The following is a 22,892-nucleotide window of genomic DNA, read 5'->3' as shown; positions in this document are numbered from 1 at the left end:
TCCATTTGCTCATGAAGCGCATTCTTAGTCTGTCCGTGCTGTCGGTCCTGCTGGCGGCATGCTCCACCCCCACGGAGATTCCCCCTGAGTCCGGCCAGCCCGGCACCCCCGGCTTGCGCGCGCCCGCGGCCGACGGCCCGCTCGTGGTGCCGTCACTGTCGGCGCTGCCCGACACCGCGCCGCGCAGCCTGGCTGGCAAATTCAAGCCCGGGACCTGGGCCGAGATGCCTGGCTGGACCACCGACGACCTGTCCCAGTTCTGGCCCCTGTTCCTGCGCAATTGCAAGGGCTTGATGCGGCCGACCAGCGGCAACCTGGCCGCGCCCGCGCGCGCCGCGCCGCGCGCCTGGCAGCCGGTCTGCGCCGCCGCCGTGGATCCGTCCCGGGCGCCGGCCGCCGGCGACGGCGAGAGCGTGCGCCGCTTCCTGCAGACGTATCTGCAGCCCTGGCGCCTGAACGCCGCCGACGGCAAGCCGGCCGCCAATACGGTGACGGGCTATTACGAACCCCTGGTGCGCGGATCGCGCCGCCAGGGCGGCGCCTACCAATGGCCGCTGTACGCGGTGCCCGCGGATCTGCTGACGATCGACCTGGGGTCGATCTACCCGGACCTGGCCGGCAAACGCGTGCGCGGCAAGCTGGACGGCAAGCGCGTGGTGCCCTATGACACCCGCGCCTCCATCGAATCGTCCGGCCGCCGGCCGCCCGTGGTGGTGTGGGTGGACGACCCCGTGGACAACTTCTTCCTGCAGGTGCAGGGGTCGGGGCGCGTGCAGCTGACCGACGGCCCCGATGCCGGCAAGACCATCCGCGTGGCGTACGCCGACCACAACGGCCAGCCCTACGTGTCCATCGGCCGCTGGCTGATCGACCGCGGCGAGTTGACCGCCGACCAGGCGTCCATGCAGAACATCCGGGCCTGGGCGCAGCGCAATCCCAAGCGCGTCCAGGAAATGCTCAACGCCAACCCGGCCGTGGTGTTCTTCCGCGAAGAGCCGGTGATCGATCCGGAGCAGGGCCCCAAGGGCGCGTACGCCATTCCGCTGGCGCCCAAGCGCTCGGTGGCGGTGGACGCGACCTTCGTGCCGCTGGGCACGCCGGTGTACCTGGCCACGACCTTCCCGGCCTCCGACCGGCCGCTGCAGCGCCTGGTGTTCGCCCAGGACACGGGCACGGCCATCCGGGGCGCCGCGCGCGCCGACTTCTACTGGGGTTACGGCGAGGAAGCCGGCCAGCAGGCCGGCCGCATGAAACAGCGCGGCCAGATGTGGGTGCTGTGGCCCAAACAAGCCGGGGAGCCTTCCGCAAGATGAGCCATCAGATCGTAGTTTGCGGGGCCGGCATCGTCGGCCTGTCCACCGCGCTGGCATTGGCCCGGCGCGGCCAGCGCGTCGCCGTGCTGGCGCCGCGCGCGTCCGTGCCGGCGGCCGATCCCGACCACTATCACCCGCGGGTCTACGCCATCTCGCCCGCCAGCCAGCGCTTTCTGGCCGGTCTGGGAGTGTGGGACGCGATGCCCGCTACCCGGCTGATGCCGGTCCAGGCCATGGAGATCCATGGCGATGCCGACGGGCAGGTGAACCTGAACGCCTGGCAGGCCGCGTTGCCGCAGCTGGCCTGGATCGTGGAGTCCGGCGAGATCGAGCGGGTGCTGATCCAGGCCGTGCGCATGTTCGGCATTCCCTGGCTGGAAGACCGCTGCACGGGCTACCAGAGCGGCGCCATAGACACCGAAAGCGGCGCCCGCATCCAGGCCGAACTGTTCGTGGGCGCCGACGGCGCGGCGTCCCCGCTGCGTACGGCGGCCGGGTTGAAGCATGAATCCGTGTCCTATGACGACACGGGCCTGGTGGTGCATCTGGATGCGGAACTCCCGCATCAGGGCACCGCCTTCCAGTGGTTCCGCGACGACGGCGTGCTGGCCTTGCTGCCGCTGCCCGACACCGTGGACGGGCCGCAGGTTTCCATGGTCTGGTCCATGCGCAGCGAGCATGCCCAGGCATTGCTGGCGCTGCCGCCGCAAGAGCAGGCGACCAAGCTGGAAACGTTGCTGGCCGAGGCCGCCGAGGGCCGCCTGGGCCGCCTGAGGGTCCGCAGCAAGCTGCATGGCTTCCCGCTGACGCTGGAGCGCGCCCAGATGGTGGCTCCCGGTATTGCGCTGGCCGGGGACGCGGCGCACCGCCTGCATCCGCTGGCGGGGCAGGGCCTGAACCTGGGGCTGGGCGATGTCGAGGCGCTGGCCCGTACCGTCGCCGGGCGCGAGCCCTACCGCGAGGCCGGCGACCTGCGCGTCCTGCACCGCTATCAGCGGGCGCGGGCCGAGCCGGTGCTGGCCATGCGCCTGGCCACCGACGGCCTGCACAAGCTGTTCGGATCGCGGGCCACGCCGCTGGTCTGGCTGCGCAACGCCGGCATGCATTGGGTCGAGCGGGCGCCGCTGATCAAGCGCCGCCTCATCGCCGGGGCGTCCGCCAACTAGGGACGCCCTCGCGGGTCCGGGTGGAACCTTGGGGGTGGCGGGGCGTCTGATAGACAAGGCCGCCCTCGCTTGCGCCTTGCCGGTACCTCTGGCCCCGCGCCCGGATCGGTTACGCTTTCCACCAAAGAACACGATAGACAAGTACAGGAGTACTGATGAAATTCCGCATATCCGCCACCTTGGCGGCTTGTTTCCTGGCCGCCGGCCTGGGCCTGTCCGGCTACGCCGCGGCCCAGGGCAGCAAGTCCGTTTCCACGCAATCCGTGGGGCAGCCGGCCAAGGGGGAAAAAAGCGTCTCCACCACCGAGCTGGATCCCGTGTCCGCCGCCGTCCGGGATCGCTTCCAGCAGCGTTTCACCGGCATGGACGTCACCACGGTGCGCCGCACGCCCTACGGCCTGTTCGAAGTGCAGCTGGGCATGGACCTGATCTACACCGACGAAGGGGTTACCTGGGTCATGGAAGGCCCGCTGATAGACGCCATGACGCGCCGCGACGTCACCCGCGAATCCCAGGAAAAGCTCAGCGCCGTCACCTTCGACCAGCTGCCGCTGGACCTGGCCATCAAGCAGGTCAAGGGCGACGGCTCGCGCAAGGTCGCGATCTTCGAAGATCCCAACTGCGGGTACTGCAAGCAGTTGCGCAAGACCCTCGAAAGCGTGGACAACCTTACTGTCTATACCTTCCTCTATCCCATCCTGTCCCCTGATTCCAAGGTGAAGGTGCGCGACGTGTGGTGCGCCAAGGATCCGGGCAAGGCCTGGGACGACTGGATGCTGCGCGGCCAGAAGCCCGCCACGGCCAATTGCGACGTGCCCGAGGACAAGCTGTTGGCCCTGGGCCAGCAACTGATGGTGCGCGGCACGCCGACCCTGTTCTTTGCCGACGGCTCGCGCATCAGCGGCGCGCTGCCCCTGGACCAACTCAAAGCCCGTTTGAACTGACCGGCGCCAGTCGCGCCGGCCGGGTGGCTGGCGCGACTGGCGCCACCCACCCGGAGACAACACTTGAAAATCGCAATACTCGACGATTACCACGACGTAGCCCGGCGCTATGCGGATTGGACCTCGCTGGGCGGTGACGCCGAGGTGCAGATCTTCAACAACTTCATTCCCGACGAACAGGTCGAGGCCTCGCTTGAGCCCTTCGACGTGATTGTCGCCATGCGCGAACGCACGCCGTTTCCCGCTGCGCGCATCCGGGCGCTGCCCCGGCTGCGCCTGCTGGTCACCACGGGCATGCGCAACAACGCCATCGACATGCAGGCCTGCTCCGAGCAGGGCATCGTCGTGTGCGGCGCGCCCGGCAGCGCCGACGCCAACACCGCCACGGCCGAACTGGCCTGGGCGCATATCCTGGGCCTGTTCAAGCACCTGCCTACCGAAGACGCGGCCATGCGCCGCGGCATGTGGCAGACGGCCATGCCCGAACCGCTGGCGGGCAAGCGCCTGGGCGTGCTGGGCCTGGGCAAGCTGGGCGCGGCGGTCGCCAAGGTCGGCCTGGCCTTCGGCATGGACGTGGTGGCCTGGAGCCCCAACCTGACCGACGAGCGTGCGCAAGCCGCCGGGGTGAAGCGTGTGGACAAGCACGAGTTCTTTGCCACCTCGGACGTCGTGAGCCTGCACCTGATCCTGTCCGATCGCAGCCGGCATGTGGTGGACGCCACGGCGCTGGCCGCCATGAAGCCCACCGCCTTCCTCGTGAACACGTCGCGCGCCGGCCTGGTCGACCACGAGGCGCTGATGGACGCGCTGGTCAAGTTCCGCATCGCGGGCGCCGGCCTGGACGTGTACCCCGAGGAGCCCCTGTCGCCGACCGACACGGTGCGCGACCTGGACAACGTGATTCTGACGCCACACCTGGGCTATGTGAGCCGCGAGAACTTCGAGGCGTTCTACCAGAACGCGCTGGAAGCGGTGAAGGCGTGGAAGGCGGGCACGGCGATCCGCGTGCTGAACGCCTGATACGGCTTTCCTGCAAAAAAAGGGGCTGCATGCGCAGCCCCTTTTTGCAGTCGACGTCCTCAGCCGCGCGAGAACATCACCTTCTTTTCGATGATGGCGCCCGGCTCCAGGGCTTCCGGCGTGTCGCCGCAGGCCTCGCCGGCGTCCTCGTCGGGATCGACCGCGTCAAACGCCGTGTCGCCGTTGACGTCCGGCACGCCGGTGGGCTTGAGGCCGACGAAGTCGAACAGGTCCCGGTCCATCAGGTGCGACGGCACCACGCGCGACAGCGCATTGAACACGTTCCACGAACGGCCCGGGTGCTGCTTGTCCCATTCCTTGATCATGCGGCCTACTTCCTTGCGCTTCAGGTTCTCTTGCGAGCCGCAGAGATTGCAGGGAATGATGGGGAACTGCTTCAGTTCCGCATAGGCGATCAGGTCGGTTTCGGCGATGTAGGCCAGCGGGCGGATCACCGTGTGGCGGCCGTCGTCGGACACCAGCTTGGGCGGCATGCCCTTGGCCTTGCCGCCGTAGAACAGGTTCAGGAAGAACGTGCCCAGGATGTCGTCGCGGTGATGGCCCAACGCGATCTTGGTGGCGCCCAGCTCGGACGCGACGCGGTACAGGATGCCGCGGCGCAGGCGCGAACAGAGCGAGCACATGGTCTTGCCCTCTTCCAGCACGCGCGTGACGATGGAGTACGTGTCCTGCGTCTCGATGTGGAAGGGCACGCCCAGCTCTTTCAGATACTGCGGCAGGATGTGGTCGGGAAAGCCGGGCTGCTTCTGGTCCAGGTTGACCGCGATCAGCTCGAACCGGAACGGCGCGCGCTTTTGCAGCTGGAGCAGGATGTCCAGCATTGCATACGAATCCTTGCCGCCCGACAGGCAGACCATCACGCGGTCGCCTTCTTCGATCATGTTGTAGTCGGACAGGGCGCGGGTGGTCTCGCGCGCCAGGCGCTTGGTGAGCTTGTTGGCTTCGTGGCGCGCCTTTTCGTCGGCGGGCGTGCGCCATTGCACGCCAGGGGGAGCGATATCGTTCATGGTCAGCGGGTGATCTGGATTTCCACGCCTACCGCCGCACAGTCGGAGAAGGCCATGGGCTTGCTGATGCGCAGGCGCAACGAGCGGATTTCCTGGAAGTCCGCCAGCAGGCGCGCGGCGACCTGCTCGGACAGGGTCTCGATCAGGTTCACATGCGCTTGCGTGCATTCTTCGACGATGGCCTCGCGCAGGCGGCGATAGTCCAGGACGCTGTGGATGTCGTGGTCGTCGACCGAGCGCTGGATGTCCACGTCGAAGTCGGCGTCGACATGCAGGGGCTGGGTGGCGCGGCGCTCGTGCTCGAGGATGCCGATGCGGGCGTCGAGCGCAAGCCCGGAAAGAATGATGCGGCGAGTGGGCATGATGAAAACCTGGGTGGAATAGCCGGAATTGTAAGGCGACGGCGGGACTGGGGTGGCGCGCTGGCTACAATCCGGCCATGTCCGGGCGCCCGCGAGGCGCCGGCGCAGTCCAATAAGGGGTGAAATGCAACAGATGCACGATTCGGTCATTGTAGGCGGCGGCCCGGCCGGCGCCTCCTGCGCCCTCTGGCTGGCGCGCCTGGGCCTGTCCCCGCTGCTGGTCGAGGCCAGCGCCCGCCTGGGCGGCCTGGGCAATGACAATCCGTTCGCCGACGACTGGATCGCCGTGTTGCCCGGCGTGACCGGCCAGCAGGTGGCGGCCAACATCGACACCAGCGTGCGCGCGGCCGGCGTGCCCTTGCGCCTGGAAACCCGCGTGACCGCGGTCCGGCCCTGCAAGGGCGGGATCGAAGCCACGCTTACGGGCCGGGCCGGGGACGAGGCCCAGGTGCGGGCCCGCACGCTGGTCATCGCCTCCGGGGTGCGCGCCAAAGGGCTGCCGGATCATCCGCCGGGCGCATCGTGGCCCGGCGTGCTGATCGGCCCGGGTTCGCCCATCGTGGCGCAGGACTATTCGGGCCTGTCCGTGGCGGTCCTGGGCGGGGGCGACAACGCCTTCGAAAACTACGTCTATGTGCGCAACCGGGGCGCGCGCGCCGTCCATCTCTACGCCCGCAGTGTCCGCGCCCAGCAGCAATGGGTGACGCGCGCCGGCCGGGAAGGCGTGCGCATCGGCCCGTACAAGGTGGATCCGGCCACCCGCAGCGTGGACGGCCAGCAGTACGACCTGATCCTGGTCTTCTACGGCTGGGAACCCCAGGCCGCCTTCGCCGACGGCCTGCGGCTGGACCGCGATGAGCGCGGATACATCCGCACCGATTTCGCCACCGCCGAGACCAGCGTGCCCGACATCTACGCCGTGGGAGAGGTGGCGCACCGCATGCATCCCTGCGTGGTGACGTCGATGGCGGACGGGGTGGTGGCGGCCAAGGCGATCCAGCGGCGCTGGGAGCGGGCGGGGGATTAGGCGCCCGCGGCGTCCTTGAAGCGCGCCGTCAGCGCGGCGCCAGGAAAGTCAGCACCGCGTCCAGGAACTCGCCGGGACGTTCGATATTCGACAGATGCACGGCCGGAAGTACCCGCAGCTCGGCGCCCCGCACCGTCGCCGCGATGAGTTCGCCGTGGCTGGCGGCCGTCACCGTGTCGTCGCGGCCGGCGATCACCAGCGTGGGCCGCGGGATCAGCGCGATCGTGCGGCGCAGGTCCATGTCGCGCACCGCCGCGAACGCGCCCGCCAGGCCCTGCGGGTCGGTGGCCAGCAGCATGGCGCGGAACGCGTCAATGACGGGCCCGCCCGCTTGCAGCATGGGCGCCGGGAACCAGTTGCCCAGGAACATCGCGGCGGTGTCCGCCATGTCGGGTGCCTGCAGCGTGGCGGCGATGCGTTCGTCCCATTGCGGCGCGGGACCCAGATAGGCCGAGGTATGGGCCAGGATCAGGCGGTCGACGCGGTCGGGCGCATGCACGCCCAGCCATTGCCCGATCATGCCGCCCAGCGACAGGCCCAGGAAGTGCGCGCGGCCGATGCCCAGGCCATCCATGAGTTCGATGACATCGCGGCCAAGACGGTCCAGCGAGTACGCGCCGGCGGGCACGCCGGATGCGCCGTGCCCGCGCGTGTCGTAGCGCAGCACGCGGAAAGCGCGGGACAGGGCGGGTATCTGCGCGTCCCACATGTGCAGCGTGGTGCCGATGGAATTCGACAGGACCAGCACGGGCAGACCGGCGTCGCCGTCGAACCGGTAGGCGATGCGTACGCCGTCGCCGGTGGTGAAAAATGAGGGGCTCGGCATGATGGAGCTTCCTTGTGTGGAGGGAGGCTCACAGCGTAGTTGCGTCGCCTTGCAGAAAAAATTACAAAGTTCGCACAGTCTTTGTCGGAAAAGCTGACATGAGCGAATTCACCCTGCATGACTTGCAGTGCTTTGACGCCGTGGTGCGCGGCGGCGGCTTCCAGGCCGCTGCCGCCGCACTGCACCGCTCCCATCCGGCGGTGTTTGCCGCCGTCGCCAAGCTGGAGCGCCAGCTTGGCCTGGCGCTGCTGGACCGTGGCGGCTACCGCGTGCGGCTCACGCCGGCCGGGACCTCGTTTCACCACCGCGCGCAAGCGCTGCTGCGCGAACTCGAAGGCTTGCGCACCCATGCCGCGCAACTGGCGATGGGCGAGGAAAGCGAGCTGCACGTGGTGGTGGGCGACTTCTGCCCGCGCCCGGAAATACTGGGGCTGCTCGGCCGCTTCTTCGCGCAGTGTCCGGCCACGCGCCTGCACCTGCATTTCGAGGCGGTAGGGGGACCCGAAGAGCGATTGCTGGATGGCGACGCGGACCTGATCCTGCACCGCGTGGACAAGCGCGATCCGCGCATTGAATGGCTGGATCTGGCCAAGGTGTCGTTCATCCCGGTGGCGGCCCCGGGCTATCTCCCCGAGCCCCTCGCGCGGGCAGCCAGGCCGCGCGCGCTGCGCGACTACACGCAGTGCGTCATGCGCGACACCGCCCGCCACACGCCGGCGCGCGACTATTTCATGATCGAAGGCGCGCCGCAGTGCACCGTGCCGGACCAGCTCATGAAGAAAGAAATCATCCTGCAGGGGATGGGATGGGGGCATCTGCCGCGCTTCCTGGTCGAAGAAGAATTGCGCGACGGGCGGCTGCGGTCCATCGCCAGCCGCCATCTGCCCGGCAGCACCGAGGAACTGGTGGCGGCGCGGCGCGGCGACCGGCCGCAAGGCCCCGTCCTGACCCGCCTGTGGCAGCACCTTCAGGACGCGTCCGGCGAAATTCAAACGCGCTGAACCGCCGGCGCGGGAAGAGAGGGACGAAGGCCGGGGCGGCCGGGGCGGACGCCCAAGCTCTTAAGCTCAGGCGAAGCCACACCTCCAGATTCCAGAATAGGCATTTGTCCGCGCCGCGCCCACACTCATGCTCACAAGTTGATCAATCAATGATCACGCAGGAGACAAGCATGACGTGTGCGCATCGCTGGCTGGCCGCCGGCGCGATGGCCTTTGCCATCGCGAGTCCGGCGCTGGCGGCCTGGCCTGAACGGCCCATCACCCTCATCATTCCGGCCGCGCCCGGCGGCACGACCGATATCTCGGCGCGGCTGATCGCGGACAAGCTGTCCGCCAGGCTGGGCCAGCAGGTCATCGTGGAAAACCGCGCGGGCGCCGCCGGCATTATCGGCGCCCAGGCGCTGGCGCGCGCCAAGCCCGACGGCTACACGCTGCTGATGGGCAACATCGGCCCCAACGCCATCAACTATGCGCTCTACAAGACGCTGCCCTACAAGCCCGCGGACTTCGCGCCCGTGACCCTGGTGATCTCGGTGCCCAACGTGCTGGTCGTGAACGAGGCCTCCTCCGCCCGTTCGGTGGCGGACCTGCTGGCCCAGGCCAGGCAGGATCCGGCCAAGGTGTCCTTCGGCAGTTCGGGCGCGGGCCAGTCGCCGCACCTGTCGGCCGAACTCTTCAAGCAGCGCGCAGGCATTCCCGGCACCCACATTCCCTACAAGGGCGCCGGCCCCGCCGTGGCCGCGCTGCTGGGCCAGCAGTTCACCTTCATGATCGACAACCTGCCCAGCTCCATGCCTTACATCCAGTCCGGCAAATTGCGCGCGCTGGCCGTCACCAGCGACAGGCGCCTGGCCGAACTGCCCGACGTGCCCACCATGGCCGAGGCCGGCGTGAAGGACATGGTGGTCACCGCCTGGTTCGGCCTGGTCGCGCCGGCCGGCACGCCGCGCGACGCCATCGACAAGCTCTATGCCGCCACCCGCGACGTGGTGCGCAGCCCCGACATCAGCGAACGCTTCAAGGCCATGGGCGGACAGGCCGGCGGCAACACGCCGGCGGAGTTCGCCGCCTTCATCGACCAGGAGCGCGCCCGCTGGAAACAGATCGTGGACACGGCGGGCCTCGCACAGGAGCAATAAGTGATCGACAAGATACAAGCATCCATGGCCGAGGCCGTGGCGGTGATCCCCGACGGCGCCTCGGTGCTGGTGGGCGGCTTCGGCGAAGCGGGCGTGCCCTACGAATTGCTGCAATGCCTGGCGGAGTCGGGGCGGCGCGACCTGACCATCATCTCCAACAACGCCGGCACCTTCGAACGCGGCATCGCCGCGCTCCTGATACGCAAGCAGGTCAGGAAGATCATCTGCTCGCATCCGCGCCCGCCCAATTCCGAGGCCTTCGCCCGCGCCTTTCGCGCCGGCGAGGTGCAGCTGGAATGCGTGCCCCAGGGCACCCTGGCCGAACGGCTGCGCGCGGCCGGCGCCGGCCTGGGACCTTTCTACACGCCCACGGGCTATGGCACCGAACTGGCGCGGGGCCGCCACCAGGAAGTCATCGACGGCGTGGGCTACGTGCTGGAGCATCCCCTCAAGGGCGACTACGCGCTGATCCGCGCGCACCTGGGCGACCGCTGGGGCAACCTGATGTACCGGCACGCGGCGCGCAACTTCAACCCGGTGATGTGCATGGCGGCGGGCCACGCCATCGCGCAGGTCGACGAGGTCGTGCCGCTGGGCAGCTTCGCGCCCGAGCAGGTCATGACGCAAGGCATCTTCGTGAAATCCGTGGTGCGGGTGGAGGCCTGACATGCAAGAGATCATCGGCTTGACCCGGCAACAGATCGCGCAGCTGCTGGCCAGCGACATCCCCGACGGCTCCATCGTCAACCTCGGCATCGGCATGCCGACCCTGGTGGGCGACCATCTGCCCGCCGGCCGCGAGATCCTGCTGCACAGCGAGAACGGCATCCTTGGCATGGGACCCGCCGCCGCCGGCCCCGACGTGGACCCGGACCTGATCAACGCCAGCCGCCAGCCCATCACCTTGCTGGAAGGCGCCTCCATCACCGAGCACACCGTGTCCTTCGCCATGATGCGCGGCGGCCACCTGGACTACGCCGTGCTGGGCGCGTTCCAGGTCTCGGAGCAAGGCGATCTTGCCAACTGGAAGACCGACGCGGCCGACGCGATACCCGCCGTGGGCGGCGCGATGGACCTGGCCGTGGGCGCCAAGCAGGTGCTGGTCACGATGGAGCACCGCGGCCGCGACGGTTCGCCCAAGGTGCTCAGGCAGTGCACCTATCCGCTGACGGGCAAGGGCGTGGTGACGCGCATCTATACCGACCTGGCCGTGATCGACGTCACGCCCGCGGGCCTGCAGGTCCATGCCATGAAGCAAGGCGTAAGCGTCGAGTTCCTGCGCTCGGTGACCGATGCGCCGCTGCATTTCCCGCAAACGCCGCGCACCATCGTGCTGGATGCCGCCGGCGCTCCCCGCTACGACTGAAGTCTTGCGCCCGGCCCCGGGCTAAGGAGTCCCCGATGATCCGTTCGATCCTGGCCGCCGTATCGGCCGGCATGTTCTGCCTGGGCGCGGCGCACGCCGCGCAGACCTACCCCGACAAGCCCATCACCCTGTTGATTCCCTATCCGCCGGGCGGCAGCGCCGACATGCTGGCCCGTCCGCTGGGCGCGGAACTGCAGAAGAAGTGGGGCCAGCCGGTGGTGCTGGAATACAAGCCGGGCGCGGGCGGCGCCATCGCCTCGGCCCAGCTGGCGCGCGCCAGGCCCGACGGCTACACGCTGCTGATGGTGCTGGCGGCGCATACGATCAACCCCAGCCTGTATCCCTCGCTGCCATACGACACGCGCAAGGATTTCGCGCCGGTGTCGCTCGTCGCCACCTTGCCCATGCTGGTCGCCGCGCCGCTGGGCACGCCCGCCAACTCCATTCCCGAACTGATCGCCTACGGCAAGAGCCATCCGGGCAAGCTCAGCTTCGCGTCGGCCGGCAACGGCAACACCAGCCATCTGGCGGCCGAGATGTTCAAGAACCAGACGGGCGCGGACATGATGCACGTCCCCTACAAAGGCAGCGGCCCCGCGGTCGTGGCCTTGCTGGGCGGCGAGGTCTCGCTGATGTTCGACAGCATCTCGACCTCGCTGCCGCAGGTGCAGGCCGGCAAGCTGAAGGCCATAGCGGTCACCGGCGAACGCCGTTCCCCGCTATTGCCCAACGTGCCGACAGTCGCCGAAAGCGTGCCCGGCTTCGTGGTTAACGGCTGGTACGGGGTGTTGGCGCCGGCGGGCACGCCGGCTGTTGTCGTGGATGCGTTGAGCCGGGGGATTGCGGAGGCGGTTGCGTTGCCGGGGTTGAAGCAGCAGCTTGCGGGGTATGGATATGAGGTGGTGGGGTCTACGCCGGAGGAGTTCGGGGCGCATATTGATCGGGAGCTGGTGGCTTGGAAGAAGGCGGTTGAAGTGTCTGGGGCTAAGTTGAATTGATTCGGGTTCTTGGTGGGGTTTTCGTGGGTGGCTTTGGTCGTTCGTTCGTTTGTTTGCTTGTTTGTTCTTCGTTGGCGGCTTTGTTCGTTCGATCTTCGTAGGTCGCCCGGCGTCGCGGGCGGGGGGGCTGCGAGCGCCCGCCATAGCGGTCCGGAGCCTTCGCTCCGGACGTCCCCGTCGTCATCTTCGTCACCGCCTTCGGCGGTTCCTTCAGATTCCCTCGGGCGCATGGAGGTTGCTCGCAGCCCCCCCGCCCGCGCCGCCGGGCTACGTGAGTCTGGGTTTGATGCGCTGCTAGAGCTGTGGTCGGGGTAGGGAATCTGCGAGGTCGCCAAATGCAGCCGCGCGGGCGGCTGCATTTGGCATATGGGCGTTGGGTCGTCGATGCGGTGTTCGCTTGCGCGAATGCGGGGAGACGCTTGCTAATGGTGCTCGCCGTGGGGGGGAGGGGCGGTGATGGGCGGCGCGCGATGGCGAGCGGCTTGCGCATGCAGACTTTTGCGCGCGCGCCGCCCATCGGGCAGTGGAGTTGAAATGGCGATTAATGGCGGGCTGGTAAGCGGGATCTCTCGCATTCGCGCAGCGGCATCATGTGCGGGAGTGTCAGTATTTTTGTGTTTAAGGCGTTAGAAGCCTGATTGCGGATCGCCGGCGGGAACGTAAAGAACGGGATCACGCGGTCCCAGGCCCGGCGCCATGCTTCTGCGATCGGCGCGTAACGTTGACCCCACGGTCTGTGGGCCTGTTGCTGCTGACGTGATCTTCGGCCATCGCCAATTGCGGATATCTGGCCGAAAACGGCACGCAGCGGCACGGCGGAATTATGTCAGTAGCGCGCAGCGGCATCATGAATCGCAAGACACCGCGTAAGCCCCAATAGGCCGCCCGGGCGGCCGACCAGGGGCGAGCACCGCAAGATCTTTCATCACGCAACCCAAGCAGCAAAGCACACCAGCATCATCACCTATACGCGAAGCGTCACCACCTCGACGCCAGACACCGCGTAAGCCCCCAAAGGCCGCCCGCGCGGCCGGCCGGGGGCGGGCCCCGCAAGATATTCCACCACCCCCCCACCCGTGGCGAGAACCTCAAGAACTCCGTCCGCCCCAGCTCCCGTGAAGTTTCAACCACCAGAGCCCGGCGTGGCGGGGGCCTGGGGTGTGCGGGGCGTCGATAAGCCCGAGGGAATCCGAAGGAGTCGCCGCAGGCGAGGACGAGGATGACAAGGGGGAAGCCCGGAGCGAAGGCTCCGGGCCGCAATCGCAGCCCCGCGCACCCCAGGCCCCCGCCACGCCGGGCGTCTTAAGAACCCCCTATCAACCAGTCAACACATCAAGCCACCATCAACACACACTCCAAAGCCTCCGGCCCACTCAACCGAACCCGAAACTCCCTCAACTCATCCCGCCGGAAAACATGCACCGTCACGCGCTCCCCCGCCCTGTACTGCGCCAGCAACAGATCGAGCCCCGCCGGCGCATCCACCCGCAGGCCGTCGATGGCGACCAGCACGTCGCCCGCGGACAACCCGCCCTTGTGTCCGGCGCCGCCTTCCAGCACCGTCGCCAGCATCAGGGAATCGCCCTGCTTGCGAGTGCGCACATCCAGCGACGGGATATTGGCCGAGGTCTTCCATTGCAGCTTCACGCCCTGCGGCTCCAGCAGCTGCTCCAGCGGCACATCCGCCGTGCCATAGGCATGGCGGGCGATGAAGCGGCGCGTGTCCACCCCGGTCGCCTCGCGAATCAGCGCGGGCAGGCCGTCCTCCGGCAGGCCTTGCGGCTTGCCCCGGTAGAAATCGCGTCCGTAGCGCTCCCACAGCAAGCGCATCACATCGTCCAGCGAACGCGCGCCCGCCGTTTCCTGGCGGATCAGCAAGTCCAGGCCCAGCGCCACCAGCGCGCCCTTGGTGTAGTAGCTCACCAGTGCATTGGGCGAATTCTCGTCCTGCTTGTAATAGCGCGTCCAGGCGTCGAACGAGCTTTCCGCGACGGACTGCTTGGTCCGGCCCGGCGTGCGCGCCACGCTCGTGATCGTCTTGGCCAGCAGGCGCAGGTAATCGGCGTGCGTGATCGCGCCGGAACGCAGCAGCAGAAGATCGTCGTAGTAGGACGTAAACCCCTCGAACACCCACAGCAGACGCGTCAGATCGGGCTGCGAAAGATCGTAGGGCGCAAAGACGTCCGGCTTGATCCGCTTGACGTTCCAGGTGTGGAAATACTCGTGGCTCACCAGGCCCAGAAAGCCCCGGTAGCCTTCGCCCTGGCCTTGCTGGCCCAGAACCGGCAGGTCCTTGCGCGCCGTCATCAGCGCCGTGCTGGCGCGATGCTCCAGCCCGCCGTAGCCGTCGCCCGTCACCATCGTCATGAAGACGTAGCGGTCGGCGCTGTCCAGGAACGGCGCACGCCGCGTGCGGGGTTCGAAGAGCGCAATCTGCGTTTCGCAGATCTTCTTCACGTCTTCGGTGATCCGGTCCAGGTCCAGGTTGGGCGCGACGCCGGTGAAGACCAGCTCATGCTCGGCGCCGTGCGCGACAAAACGCGACACCTGCGGCGTGCCCATCTCGACGGGGTGGTCGATCAGCGCGTCGTAGTCCGGCGCCAGGTACAGGCCGAAGCCGTGGCGGCGGGCCGCGCCTTTGTGGCCGTGGGCTTCCGGAAGGCTGGTGTAGACCTTCCAGTCCTCGATGCCGCGCGGCGGCGCCAGGTCCACCAGGCAGGGCAGGTGGTCCTGGCCATGCACACGCAGAAAGACGCTGGTGCCGTTGAAGAAGCCATGGGTCTCGTCCAGATGCGCGCCGCGCACGGACAGGTCCCAGGCATAGACCGTGTACTCCACCCGCAGCGGACCCTCGCAGGGCGCGGCCTGCCAGGTATGGTTGTCGATTTTGTCGACATTCACCCGCCGGGAGCCGGCATGAGCGGACACCGATTCGATCTGGCGCGAGAAATCGCGGATCAGGTAGCTGCCCGGAATCCAGGCCGGCAAGGACAGGCGCTGGCCTTCAGCGGAAGGCGAGTCGATCGTTAGGGTTATCCGGTAGCGGTGGCCGGCGGGATCGTGGGGCGCGAGGCGGTAAAGTATGGGAGAAGCGGCATCTAGTTTTTTCATGCTCATATCTTATTACTGGAGACATTCAATGAGCGAGTCGTTTGTACTGGTCGAAACCCGGGGCCGAGTCGGTCTGCTGACGCTGAACCGCCCCAAGGCGCTCAACGCGCTGAACGATCAACTGATGGATGAGCTCGGCGCGGCGCTGCTGGCTTTCGAAGCGAACGCCGATATCGGCTGCGTGGTCATTACCGGCAGCGAGAAAGCCTTCGCCGCGGGCGCCGACATCGGTGCGATGAAGGACTGGTCGTACATGGACGTGTACGGCAGCGAATACATCACGCGCAACTGGGAAACGCTCAAGCGCATCCGCAAGCCGGTGATCGCCGCGGTTGCCGGCTACGCGCTGGGCGGCGGCTGCGAACTGGCGATGATGTGCGACATCATCATCGCCGCCGACACCGCCAAGTTCGGCCAGCCTGAAATCAAGCTGGGCGTGATCCCGGGCGCCGGCGGCACCCAGCGCCTGCCGCGCGCGGTGGGCAAGGCCAAGGCCATGGACCTTGCGCTGACTGCCCGCATGATGGGCGCCGAGGAAGCAGAGCGCGCCGGCCTCGTGTCGCGCGTGGTGCCCGCGGACAAGCTGATGGAAGAGGCCCTGGATGCGGCCACGGTGATCGCCTCCATGTCCTTGCCGTCGGCCATGATGGCCAAGGAGTGCGTGAACCGCGCTTTTGAAGGTTCGCTCAACGAAGGCCTGCTGTTCGAACGCCGCGTGTTCCATTCGCTGTTCGCGACCGAGGACCAGAAGGAAGGGATGGCCGCATTCACCGAAAAACGCAAACCGGACTTCAAACACCGTTAAGGCTTGTTACGCCCGCGCCGACGCTGCGGGCAGGCCCTGATTTTGCCGGCGCGCCCTCTGAGGGCGCGCCTTTTTTTCGCGGGTTCGGCTCCCCCAGCGACGTTGCGCCTTGAAACGTCTGGCCAGCACCTTGTTGCAGAGATCGCCCCTATCCTGGGTAAGCGTCATCCCGAGGTGCCGCGCCAGAGCGGCTTGCCCACACTGGCCAAGTCCCGCGCGGCGGCTCGCTTGCAAACAAAACCAAGAAGGAGCCTTGCATGCGTACATTTATCGCTACCCGTCGGCTGTCCGCGGCGGCGCTTGCCGGCGCACTGAGCGTCTGCTTTGTCACCGCCGCCCAGGCTCAATCTCCGCGCTCCTCCATGCGGCTGGTGTCCGAGACGCCCTACCCGTCGGCGTCGGCGCCTGCTCCGCGGATGAGCGAACAGGAATTGCGCGATACCGCCATCGACGCCTATGTCTATGCCTACCCCATGGTCCTGATGGAACTGGCGCGCCGCAAGGCCACCGCCGTGCAAAGTCCGCTGGACGGCAAGGCGCCCATGAATCAGTTCGGGCACAAGGCGGCCTTTCCCGACCCGCGCGCGGCGGATACGCCCTGGCCCAGCGCCGATGCCCTTTATTCCAGTCTGTGGTTCGACGTCTCGCGCGCGCCGCTGATCGTCAATCTGCCTGACACCGGCGGCCGCTACACCGTGTTGTCGGCCTTGGACATGTGGAGCGATGTGTTCGCGTCCCGCGGAACGCGCACCAACGGCAATGGCGCGCAGTCGTTCGCCATCGTCGGCCCGAACTGGCAGGGCAGCGTGCCCGCGGGCGTTGATGTGATCCACAGTCCCACCTCGACGGGCTGGCTCATAGGCTGGACGCAGGCCGGCGGCCCGCAAGACTATGCGGCGGTCAACCAGATCCAGTCAGGCATGACGGCCCGGCCGCTTGCGGTGCCGGTGGCGTCATCCACGCCCAACCGCAACCGCAATGCCGGCACGGCCTATCCGCAAACCGGCCCGGGCGTGGGCTCGGCGCCGATCGGCAGCGGTCTGGCCATGCCCGCTCCCACGCCCGCGACGGTGCCCGACGGCACGCCGGCCGAGCAGGTCGCGGCCATGGACGCGTCCGCGTTCTTCGCGCTGTTCTTCGATGTGCTGCGCAACAACCCGCCCCACGCCAACGACACCCCCATTCTTGACCGCATGCGCCGCATCGGCCTGGACGACAGGCAGCCGTTTTCGTACGGCCGCCTGAGTCCGGCGGTGCAGCAGGCGCTGACGGATGCGCAGCCCCTGGCCGGCCGCCGCATCGCCGATGGCGTCTCGCGCCTGGGCACGCCCATCAACGGATGGAACTCGGTGTTGTCCGGCATCGGCACCTATGGCACCGACTACTCGCGCCGTGCCGCCATCGCCTATGCGGGCCTGGGCGCGCCAACGCCGGAAGACGTGCTCTATCCGGTGACCGTGTCCGATTCCAAGGGCCGGGCGCTGAATTCCAATGAAGACTACGTGCTGCACTTCGACAAGGGCCAGTTGCCGCCCACCAACGCGTTCTGGTCGCTGCATGTCTACAACGAGAAATATGGCTACGCCGACAACCCGGCCAACCGCTACGTACTGCGAAGCACCGACGGCCTGAAGTACAACGCCGACGGCTCGCTGGATATCTACGTCCAGCGTCGCGATCCGGGCGAATCGAGGCGCGCGAACTGGGTGAGCACGCCGGCCGCCGATGGTCCGTTCCTGCTCAGCATGCGCCTGTACTGGCCGCAGGACACGGCGCTGGACGGGCAGTGGGCCCCGCCGCCGGTCAGGGAAGACTGACCGCTACCCTGCGCCGCTTGCGGCCTCCCCGAAGGGAGGCCGCGCTTTTTTTGGACGGCGTTTGCGCAAAGCGTGAGCACGCCCGGCATGGAGGTCTTCGCGTCCCTTTTTTCAGGCATGGACGGGCGTTGTTTGCACCTTACAAACGGCCGAAAGTTCATTTGCTTGGGTAAAAAGAATCACGCTATACTCTGCGGGTTTGACGCTTGCGGGATAAGAACACGTGGCGGCTGGCAGGTAGCAGGCAGGCAGTTGATTGAACGGCTTAGAACCGTTTGAATCACCGGCAAATGCCCGTTATGTGCTGGTTACATGCGCTAATTTGCGCACCGGTTCTAACAGAGGCAAGAAGTAAAGCGGGGAAGTTTGATGCGACAGAACTCCATGCAGTACGAGCAGAGTCTGGGCCAGGAATTGTTGGATCCGGACATGTTGGATAAAGCCATGGTTGATAAAGTTCTGGTTCTTAGTGACGCGGATCGCGCGGCGCTGGATGCTCAAGCAAGCCGCGGGCTCCTGTTGGCATTGGCGGCGCAAGGCGCCATGGGGCTCGCAGCAGCAGTAATAGCGGGGGTTGTCGGAGGGGCGGCGGCAGGTTGGTCGGCGCTGGCGGGGGCAGGAGCGTATTTCATACCCAATGCGTTGTTCGCATTGCGCCTGGCTTTCAGCGTACGGGCCGGTAAGGCCAGTCCCTTTACCTTTCTCTCTGGTGAGTTGATCAAGTTGTTCGCAACGGCATTGCTGTTGTGGCTGCTTTCGCATGTGGCGCAGGACAGGCTGGTCTGGCCCGCCGCGTTGCTCGGTCTGATACTCACATTGAAGGGCTATCTCCTGCTCCTGATGTTCCGCAAGTTGTCTTAGCGCCGAGTAAGTTGCGGCAAACGAAATCGTGGAATCGTCCGGTTCGCAAGGGCCGGGCATACAGCAAATAGGGTAGGATTCAAATGGCTGCTGCCAGCGACGTGTCGCCTCAGTCCGCGTATATTCAGCATCACTTGGTGCATCTGAACAATACCGGTGAGAAACAGAGCGCTATTGCTCAGTTCGACATCATCAATTACGACTCGTTGTTCTGGTCCGGCCTGATGGGCCTGATCGTCATTTTCTTCCTGTGGCGCGCCGCGCGCCGCGCCACCAGTGGCGTCCCCACCCGTTTCCAGGCTTTCGTGGAAATGATCGTCGACATGGTCGACGACCAGGCCAAGGGCATCGTCCACAACGCCAAGAGCCGTCTTTTCATCGCCCCGCTGGCGCTCACCGTGTTCCTCTGGATCATCCTGATGAACGCGCTGGACTTGCTGCCGGTTGACCTGCTGCCGTCCGTCTGGCGCCTGACCGGCCTGGGCGCGGAACACGGCGATCCGCTCTACTACCACCGCATTCTCCCCACCGCCGACCTGAACGTGCCGATGGGCATGTCGCTGGGCGTGCTGCTGCTGATGTTCTATTACGGCATCAAGATCAAGCGTCCGGGCGGCTTCGTCAAGGAACTGTTCACCGCGCCGTTCCATGCGCATGGCCTGGGCGCCGTCGTCCTGGCTCCGTTCAACCTGCTGCTGAACCTGATCGAATACGCCGCCAAGTCCGTTTCGCTGGGCATGCGGTTGTTCGGCAACATGTTCGCCGGCGAACTGATTTTCATGCTGATCGCCCTCCTGGGCGGCGCCTGGACCGGCTTGAACGGCGCCAGCATCGGCTTGGGCATCGGCCACGTCCTGGCCGGCTCCATCTGGGCGATCTTCCACATCCTGATCGTTCTGCTGCAGGCCTTCATCTTCATGATGCTGACGCTGGTGTATCTCGGCCAGGCTCACGAAGGCCACTGATCCCCCCGAATTTCCGGCGTTGGCCACCCGGCCAGCGCTGGATAGCAAGATTATCTTGCATTGAGCTGTACCCCTTATTTTTCAATTTTTGACTTCAGATTTCTAACCAAGGAGTTGTCATGACCAACGTCGCTTTCGTTGCCCTCGCTTGCGGTCTTATCATCGGTCTGGGTGCTATCGGCGCTTGCATCGGCATCGCACTGATGGGCGGCAAGTATCTGGAAGCTTCGGCTCGTCAGCCTGAGCTGATGAACGCTCTGCAAACGAAGATGTTCCTGCTGGCTGGCCTGATCGACGCGGCATTCCTGATCGGCGTGGGTATCGCCATGCTGTTCGCCTTCGCCAACCCGTTCGTCGGCTAAGGCACCGCCCGCCGGCAAATAGGTGGGTCATGACGCTGGCGGCGATGAGGGCAAACGCTCCGTCGCCGGTCAGCAAAGTATCGAGTGCTCCGTGACGCCCCTTTCCGGGTGCGGTCGGAGCCGCAAGGTGTTAAAGGAACGACCGTGAATCTGAACGCGACGATCATTTTCCAGATGCTCGTGTTCTTCGTTCTGGGCTGGTTCACGATGAAATTCGTGTGGCCTCCTCTGACGAAGGCGATGGACGAGCGCCGCCAAAAAATCGCCGACGGCCTGGCCGCCGCCGAGAAGGGCAAAGCCGACTTGGCTCAAGCCCAGGCGCGCGTCAGTCTGATCGAGGCTTCTGCCAAGTCCGAAAACCACGCACGCATCATCGAGGCCGAGAAGCAAGCCGCCTCCCTGATCGAGCAGGCACGCCGTGAAGCGGAAGCCGAACGCGCCCGTATCGTGGCGCAGGCTGCCCAGGATGCCGCGCAGGAAGTCCAGCGCGCCCGTGATGCGCTGCGCGACGATGTTGCCGCGCTGGCCGTCAAGGGTGCTGAACAGATCCTCAAGCGCGAGGTTGACGCCCGCGCTCACGCCGAGCTGCTGAACCAGCTCCGCGCGCAGCTTTAATCCGGGACCGTCATGGCTGAACTTTCCACTGTTGCCCGGCCCTACGCTGAAGCGCTCTTCAGCGCAGCGCGCGACGACAAAGCCGGCTTGCCGGCGTGGGCCGACCTGGTCAGCGAACTGGCGCAGGTCGCCTCCAACCCCGACGTGCGCGAGGCCATGGCCGACCCGCGTCTGGGTGACAAGCAGCGCGTCGACCTGTTTACCGGCCTGATCAAGGCCGATTTGCCGCAAGCCGCCCGCAATTTCATCGAGCTGCTGGTCGAAAATGACCGGCTGCTGCTGCTGCCCGACATCGCCTCGCAATTCGCGGCGCTGCGGAATCGTCACGATGGCACGGCGCAGGCGGAAATCACCAGCGCGTTCGAGTTGAGCGACGCCCAGGTCAAAGAACTGGTCGCCGCGCTCGAACAAAAATTCGGCCTCAAGCTCAAGCCCAGCGTCACCGTCGACCCGTCGTTGATCGGCGGCGTGCGCGTGGCCGTCGGCGACCAGGTGCTCGATACTTCCGTACAAGCCCAATTGGTCCGCATGCGCGATCAGCTCGCCGCTTAAGGCTACTAACAGGATTCCAGGAGTCAATATGCAACTCAATCCCTCCGAGATCAGCGAACTGCTCAAGAGCCGCATCGAGGGCCTGGGCGCTTCGGCTGATGTCCGTACTCAGGGCACCGTCGTGTCCGTGACCGACGGTATTACCCGCATCCACGGCCTGTCCGACGTGATGCAGGGCGAAATGCTCGAATTTCCCAACAACGTTTTCGGTCTGGCGCTCAACCTCGAGCGCGATTCCGTGGGCGCCGTTATTCTCGGTGACTACACCGGCGTTTCCGAAGGCGACCAGGTCAAGACGACCGGCCGCATCCTGGAAGTCCCGGTTGGTCCCGAACTGAAAGGCCGCGTGGTCAACACGCTGGGCGACCCGATCGACGGCAAGGGCCCGATCAATGCCAAGGCCACCGACATCATCGAAAAAGTGGCGCCTGGCGTTATTGCCCGCCGCTCGGTGTCGCAGCCGCTGCAAACCGGCATCAAGGCTATCGACTCGATGGTCCCGATCGGCCGCGGCCAGCGCGAACTGATCATTGGCGACCGCCAGACCGGCAAGACCGCCGTCGCCGTCGACACGATCATCAGCCAGAAGGGCAAGGGCGTCACCTGCGTGTACGTCGCCATCGGCCAGAAGGCTTCCACGATCAACAACGTGGTCCGCAAGCTGGAAGAACACGGCGCGATGGAATACACCATCGTCGTGGCCGCCACGGCTTCCGACTCGGCCGCCATGCAGTACCTGGCCGCCTACGCCGGCTGCACGATGGGCGAATACTTCCGCGATCGCGGCGAAGACGCCCTGATCGTTTATGACGACCTGACCAAGCAAGCCTGGGCCTACCGCCAGGTGTCGCTGCTGCTGCGCCGTCCGCCGGGCCGCGAAGCCTACCCGGGCGACGTGTTCTACCTGCACTCGCGCCTGCTGGAACGCGCAGCCCGCGTGAACGAAGAGTACGTCGAGAAGTTCACCAACGGCGCCGTCAAGGGCAAGACCGGCTCGCTGACCGCGCTGCCGATCATCGAAACCCAGGCAGGCGACGTGTCGGCCTTCGTTCCGACCAACGTGATCTCGATCACCGACGGCCAGATCTTCCTGGAAACCGACCTGTTCAACGCCGGTGTCCGTCCCGCCATCAACGCCGGTATCTCGGTGTCGCGCGTGGGTGGCGCTGCTCAGACCAAGGTCGTCAAGAAGCTGTCCGGCGGTATCCGTACCGACTTGGCGCAGTACCGTGAACTGGCCGCCTTCGCGCAGTTCGCTTCCGACCTGGACGACGCGACCCGTCGCCAGCTGGAACGCGGCAAGCGCGTGGTGGAACTGCTCAAGCAGCCGCAATACCAGCCGCTGCAAGTGTGGGAACTGGCCGTCACGCTGTACACCGTCAACAACGGCTACCTGGATGACGTGGACGTTGCCCAAGTGCTGTCGTTCGAGAAGTCGCTGAAGGATCAACTGAAGGCCAAGCATGCGGCCCTGATCCAGCGCGTCGAAGACACCAAGGAACTGTCCAAGGACGACGAAGCCGAACTGGCTACCGCCGTCCAGGAATTCAAGAAGCACGGTGCTTTTTAAGAAAGTGATGGGTTAGGCGTCCACGGCGCCTCACCCATCCTTAC

The 22,892-nt window shown here is 66.3% G+C and carries 22 protein-coding genes; 18 read left to right on the top strand and 4 right to left on the bottom strand.

The window, feature by feature from the left end:
- Nucleotides 1-11: 11 nt before the first annotated feature.
- The 4 genes from mltA (at nucleotide 12) to HLG70_RS19950 (ending at nucleotide 4,443) form a co-directional block, all read left to right on the top strand.
- A complete protein-coding gene (gene mltA, locus HLG70_RS19965; RefSeq protein ID WP_171667412.1) occupies nucleotides 12-1,313 on the top strand; it encodes a murein transglycosylase A in 1,302 nt (433 codons plus the stop codon).
- Nucleotides 1,310-2,479: a UbiH/UbiF family hydroxylase gene (locus HLG70_RS19960; protein ID WP_171667411.1), complete on the top strand. Its 1,170-nt coding sequence runs from the start codon at nucleotides 1,310-1,312 to the stop codon at nucleotides 2,477-2,479. The genes mltA and HLG70_RS19960 overlap by 4 nt, the downstream gene beginning before the upstream one ends.
- A 155-nt stretch (nucleotides 2,480-2,634) precedes the next feature.
- Nucleotides 2,635-3,423, top strand: coding sequence for a DsbC family protein (locus HLG70_RS19955; RefSeq protein WP_171667410.1), 789 nt, complete (start codon nucleotides 2,635-2,637; stop codon nucleotides 3,421-3,423).
- A gap of 63 nt (nucleotides 3,424-3,486) precedes the next feature.
- Entirely contained in the window at nucleotides 3,487-4,443 is a 957-nt protein-coding gene (locus HLG70_RS19950; RefSeq protein WP_171667409.1) for a D-2-hydroxyacid dehydrogenase family protein, read from the top strand.
- 59 nt (nucleotides 4,444-4,502) lie between these two features.
- Here the strand turns inward: HLG70_RS19950 and ttcA are convergent, their stop codons facing one another.
- Both ttcA and folB read right to left on the bottom strand, forming a co-directional pair.
- Nucleotides 4,503-5,471, bottom strand: coding sequence for a tRNA 2-thiocytidine(32) synthetase TtcA (gene ttcA, locus HLG70_RS19945; protein WP_171667408.1), 969 nt, complete (start codon nucleotides 5,469-5,471; stop codon nucleotides 4,503-4,505).
- A 2-nt stretch (nucleotides 5,472-5,473) separates the two neighbouring features.
- The gene (folB, locus tag HLG70_RS19940; protein WP_057286296.1) at nucleotides 5,474-5,833 is read right to left on the bottom strand and encodes a dihydroneopterin aldolase; all 360 of its coding nucleotides are present in this window, start codon (nucleotides 5,831-5,833) and stop codon (nucleotides 5,474-5,476) included.
- A gap of 124 nt (nucleotides 5,834-5,957) precedes the next feature.
- Between folB and HLG70_RS19935 the strand changes: the two genes are divergently transcribed.
- Nucleotides 5,958-6,860, top strand: a complete 903-nt coding sequence (locus tag HLG70_RS19935; protein ID WP_171667407.1) for an NAD(P)/FAD-dependent oxidoreductase — start codon at nucleotides 5,958-5,960, stop codon at nucleotides 6,858-6,860.
- Between the two features lie 28 nt (nucleotides 6,861-6,888).
- On the opposite strand, the gene HLG70_RS19930 is transcribed toward HLG70_RS19935, so the two are convergent.
- Nucleotides 6,889-7,686, bottom strand: a complete 798-nt coding sequence (locus HLG70_RS19930; protein ID WP_171667406.1) for an alpha/beta fold hydrolase — start codon at nucleotides 7,684-7,686, stop codon at nucleotides 6,889-6,891.
- Nucleotides 7,687-7,784: 98 nt separating this feature from the next.
- Between HLG70_RS19930 and HLG70_RS19925 the strand changes: the two genes are divergently transcribed.
- The 5 genes from HLG70_RS19925 (at nucleotide 7,785) to HLG70_RS19905 (ending at nucleotide 12,190) form a co-directional block, all read left to right on the top strand.
- The gene (locus HLG70_RS19925) at nucleotides 7,785-8,687 is read left to right on the top strand and encodes a LysR family transcriptional regulator (protein WP_171667405.1); all 903 of its coding nucleotides are present in this window, start codon (nucleotides 7,785-7,787) and stop codon (nucleotides 8,685-8,687) included.
- A 170-nt stretch (nucleotides 8,688-8,857) separates the two neighbouring features.
- On the top strand, nucleotides 8,858-9,826 hold the full coding sequence (locus HLG70_RS19920; protein WP_171667404.1) for a Bug family tripartite tricarboxylate transporter substrate binding protein: 969 nt from the start codon (nucleotides 8,858-8,860) through the stop codon (nucleotides 9,824-9,826).
- A complete protein-coding gene (locus HLG70_RS19915; protein WP_171667403.1) occupies nucleotides 9,827-10,492 on the top strand; it encodes a 3-oxoacid CoA-transferase subunit A in 666 nt (221 codons plus the stop codon).
- A 1-nt stretch (nucleotide 10,493) separates the two neighbouring features.
- On the top strand, nucleotides 10,494-11,192 hold the full coding sequence (locus tag HLG70_RS19910) for a 3-oxoacid CoA-transferase subunit B (protein WP_171667402.1): 699 nt from the start codon (nucleotides 10,494-10,496) through the stop codon (nucleotides 11,190-11,192).
- Nucleotides 11,193-11,227: 35 nt separating this feature from the next.
- Nucleotides 11,228-12,190 carry a tripartite tricarboxylate transporter substrate binding protein gene (locus HLG70_RS19905; RefSeq protein ID WP_171667401.1) on the top strand — a complete coding sequence of 321 codons (963 nt, stop codon included), beginning with the start codon at nucleotides 11,228-11,230 and terminating at the stop codon, nucleotides 12,188-12,190.
- 1,332 nt (nucleotides 12,191-13,522) lie between these two features.
- Here the strand turns inward: HLG70_RS19905 and HLG70_RS19895 are convergent.
- The gene (locus tag HLG70_RS19895; protein WP_171666871.1) at nucleotides 13,523-15,301 is read right to left on the bottom strand and encodes a M61 family metallopeptidase; all 1,779 of its coding nucleotides are present in this window, start codon (nucleotides 15,299-15,301) and stop codon (nucleotides 13,523-13,525) included.
- 28 nt (nucleotides 15,302-15,329) lie between these two features.
- On the opposite strand from HLG70_RS19895, the gene HLG70_RS19890 reads away from it, so the two are divergent.
- The 8 genes from HLG70_RS19890 (at nucleotide 15,330) to atpA (ending at nucleotide 22,848) form a co-directional block, all read left to right on the top strand.
- A complete protein-coding gene (locus HLG70_RS19890) occupies nucleotides 15,330-16,106 on the top strand; it encodes an enoyl-CoA hydratase (RefSeq protein WP_171666869.1) in 777 nt (258 codons plus the stop codon).
- 257 nt (nucleotides 16,107-16,363) lie between these two features.
- A complete protein-coding gene (locus HLG70_RS19885) occupies nucleotides 16,364-17,923 on the top strand; it encodes a DUF1254 domain-containing protein (RefSeq protein ID WP_171666867.1) in 1,560 nt (519 codons plus the stop codon).
- Nucleotides 17,924-18,352: 429 nt separating this feature from the next.
- Nucleotides 18,353-18,784, top strand: coding sequence for an ATP synthase subunit I (locus tag HLG70_RS19880; protein ID WP_171666875.1), 432 nt, complete (start codon nucleotides 18,353-18,355; stop codon nucleotides 18,782-18,784).
- A gap of 83 nt (nucleotides 18,785-18,867) precedes the next feature.
- Nucleotides 18,868-19,749, top strand: coding sequence for a F0F1 ATP synthase subunit A (gene atpB / locus HLG70_RS19875; protein WP_171666865.1), 882 nt, complete (start codon nucleotides 18,868-18,870; stop codon nucleotides 19,747-19,749).
- A gap of 119 nt (nucleotides 19,750-19,868) precedes the next feature.
- Complete coding sequence (gene atpE, locus HLG70_RS19870) at nucleotides 19,869-20,111, top strand: F0F1 ATP synthase subunit C (RefSeq protein ID WP_003815363.1); 243 nt, start codon at nucleotides 19,869-19,871, stop codon at nucleotides 20,109-20,111.
- 144 nt (nucleotides 20,112-20,255) lie between these two features.
- On the top strand, nucleotides 20,256-20,726 hold the full coding sequence (locus tag HLG70_RS19865) for a F0F1 ATP synthase subunit B (RefSeq protein ID WP_039882659.1): 471 nt from the start codon (nucleotides 20,256-20,258) through the stop codon (nucleotides 20,724-20,726).
- Between the two features lie 12 nt (nucleotides 20,727-20,738).
- A complete protein-coding gene (locus HLG70_RS19860) occupies nucleotides 20,739-21,278 on the top strand; it encodes a F0F1 ATP synthase subunit delta (RefSeq protein WP_171666863.1) in 540 nt (179 codons plus the stop codon).
- Between the two features lie 28 nt (nucleotides 21,279-21,306).
- Nucleotides 21,307-22,848 (top strand): F0F1 ATP synthase subunit alpha, encoded by a 1,542-nt coding sequence (atpA, locus tag HLG70_RS19855; RefSeq protein WP_171666861.1) that lies wholly within the window; start codon nucleotides 21,307-21,309, stop codon nucleotides 22,846-22,848.
- Nucleotides 22,849-22,892: the final 44 nt, after the last annotated feature.

Source organism: Achromobacter deleyi (genome assembly GCF_013116765.2).
GTDB lineage: Bacteria > Pseudomonadota > Gammaproteobacteria > Burkholderiales > Burkholderiaceae_B > Achromobacter > Achromobacter deleyi_A.
The sequence above is the reverse complement of the archived record's forward strand: the minus strand, read 5'-3'. Positions and strand labels throughout refer to the sequence as shown.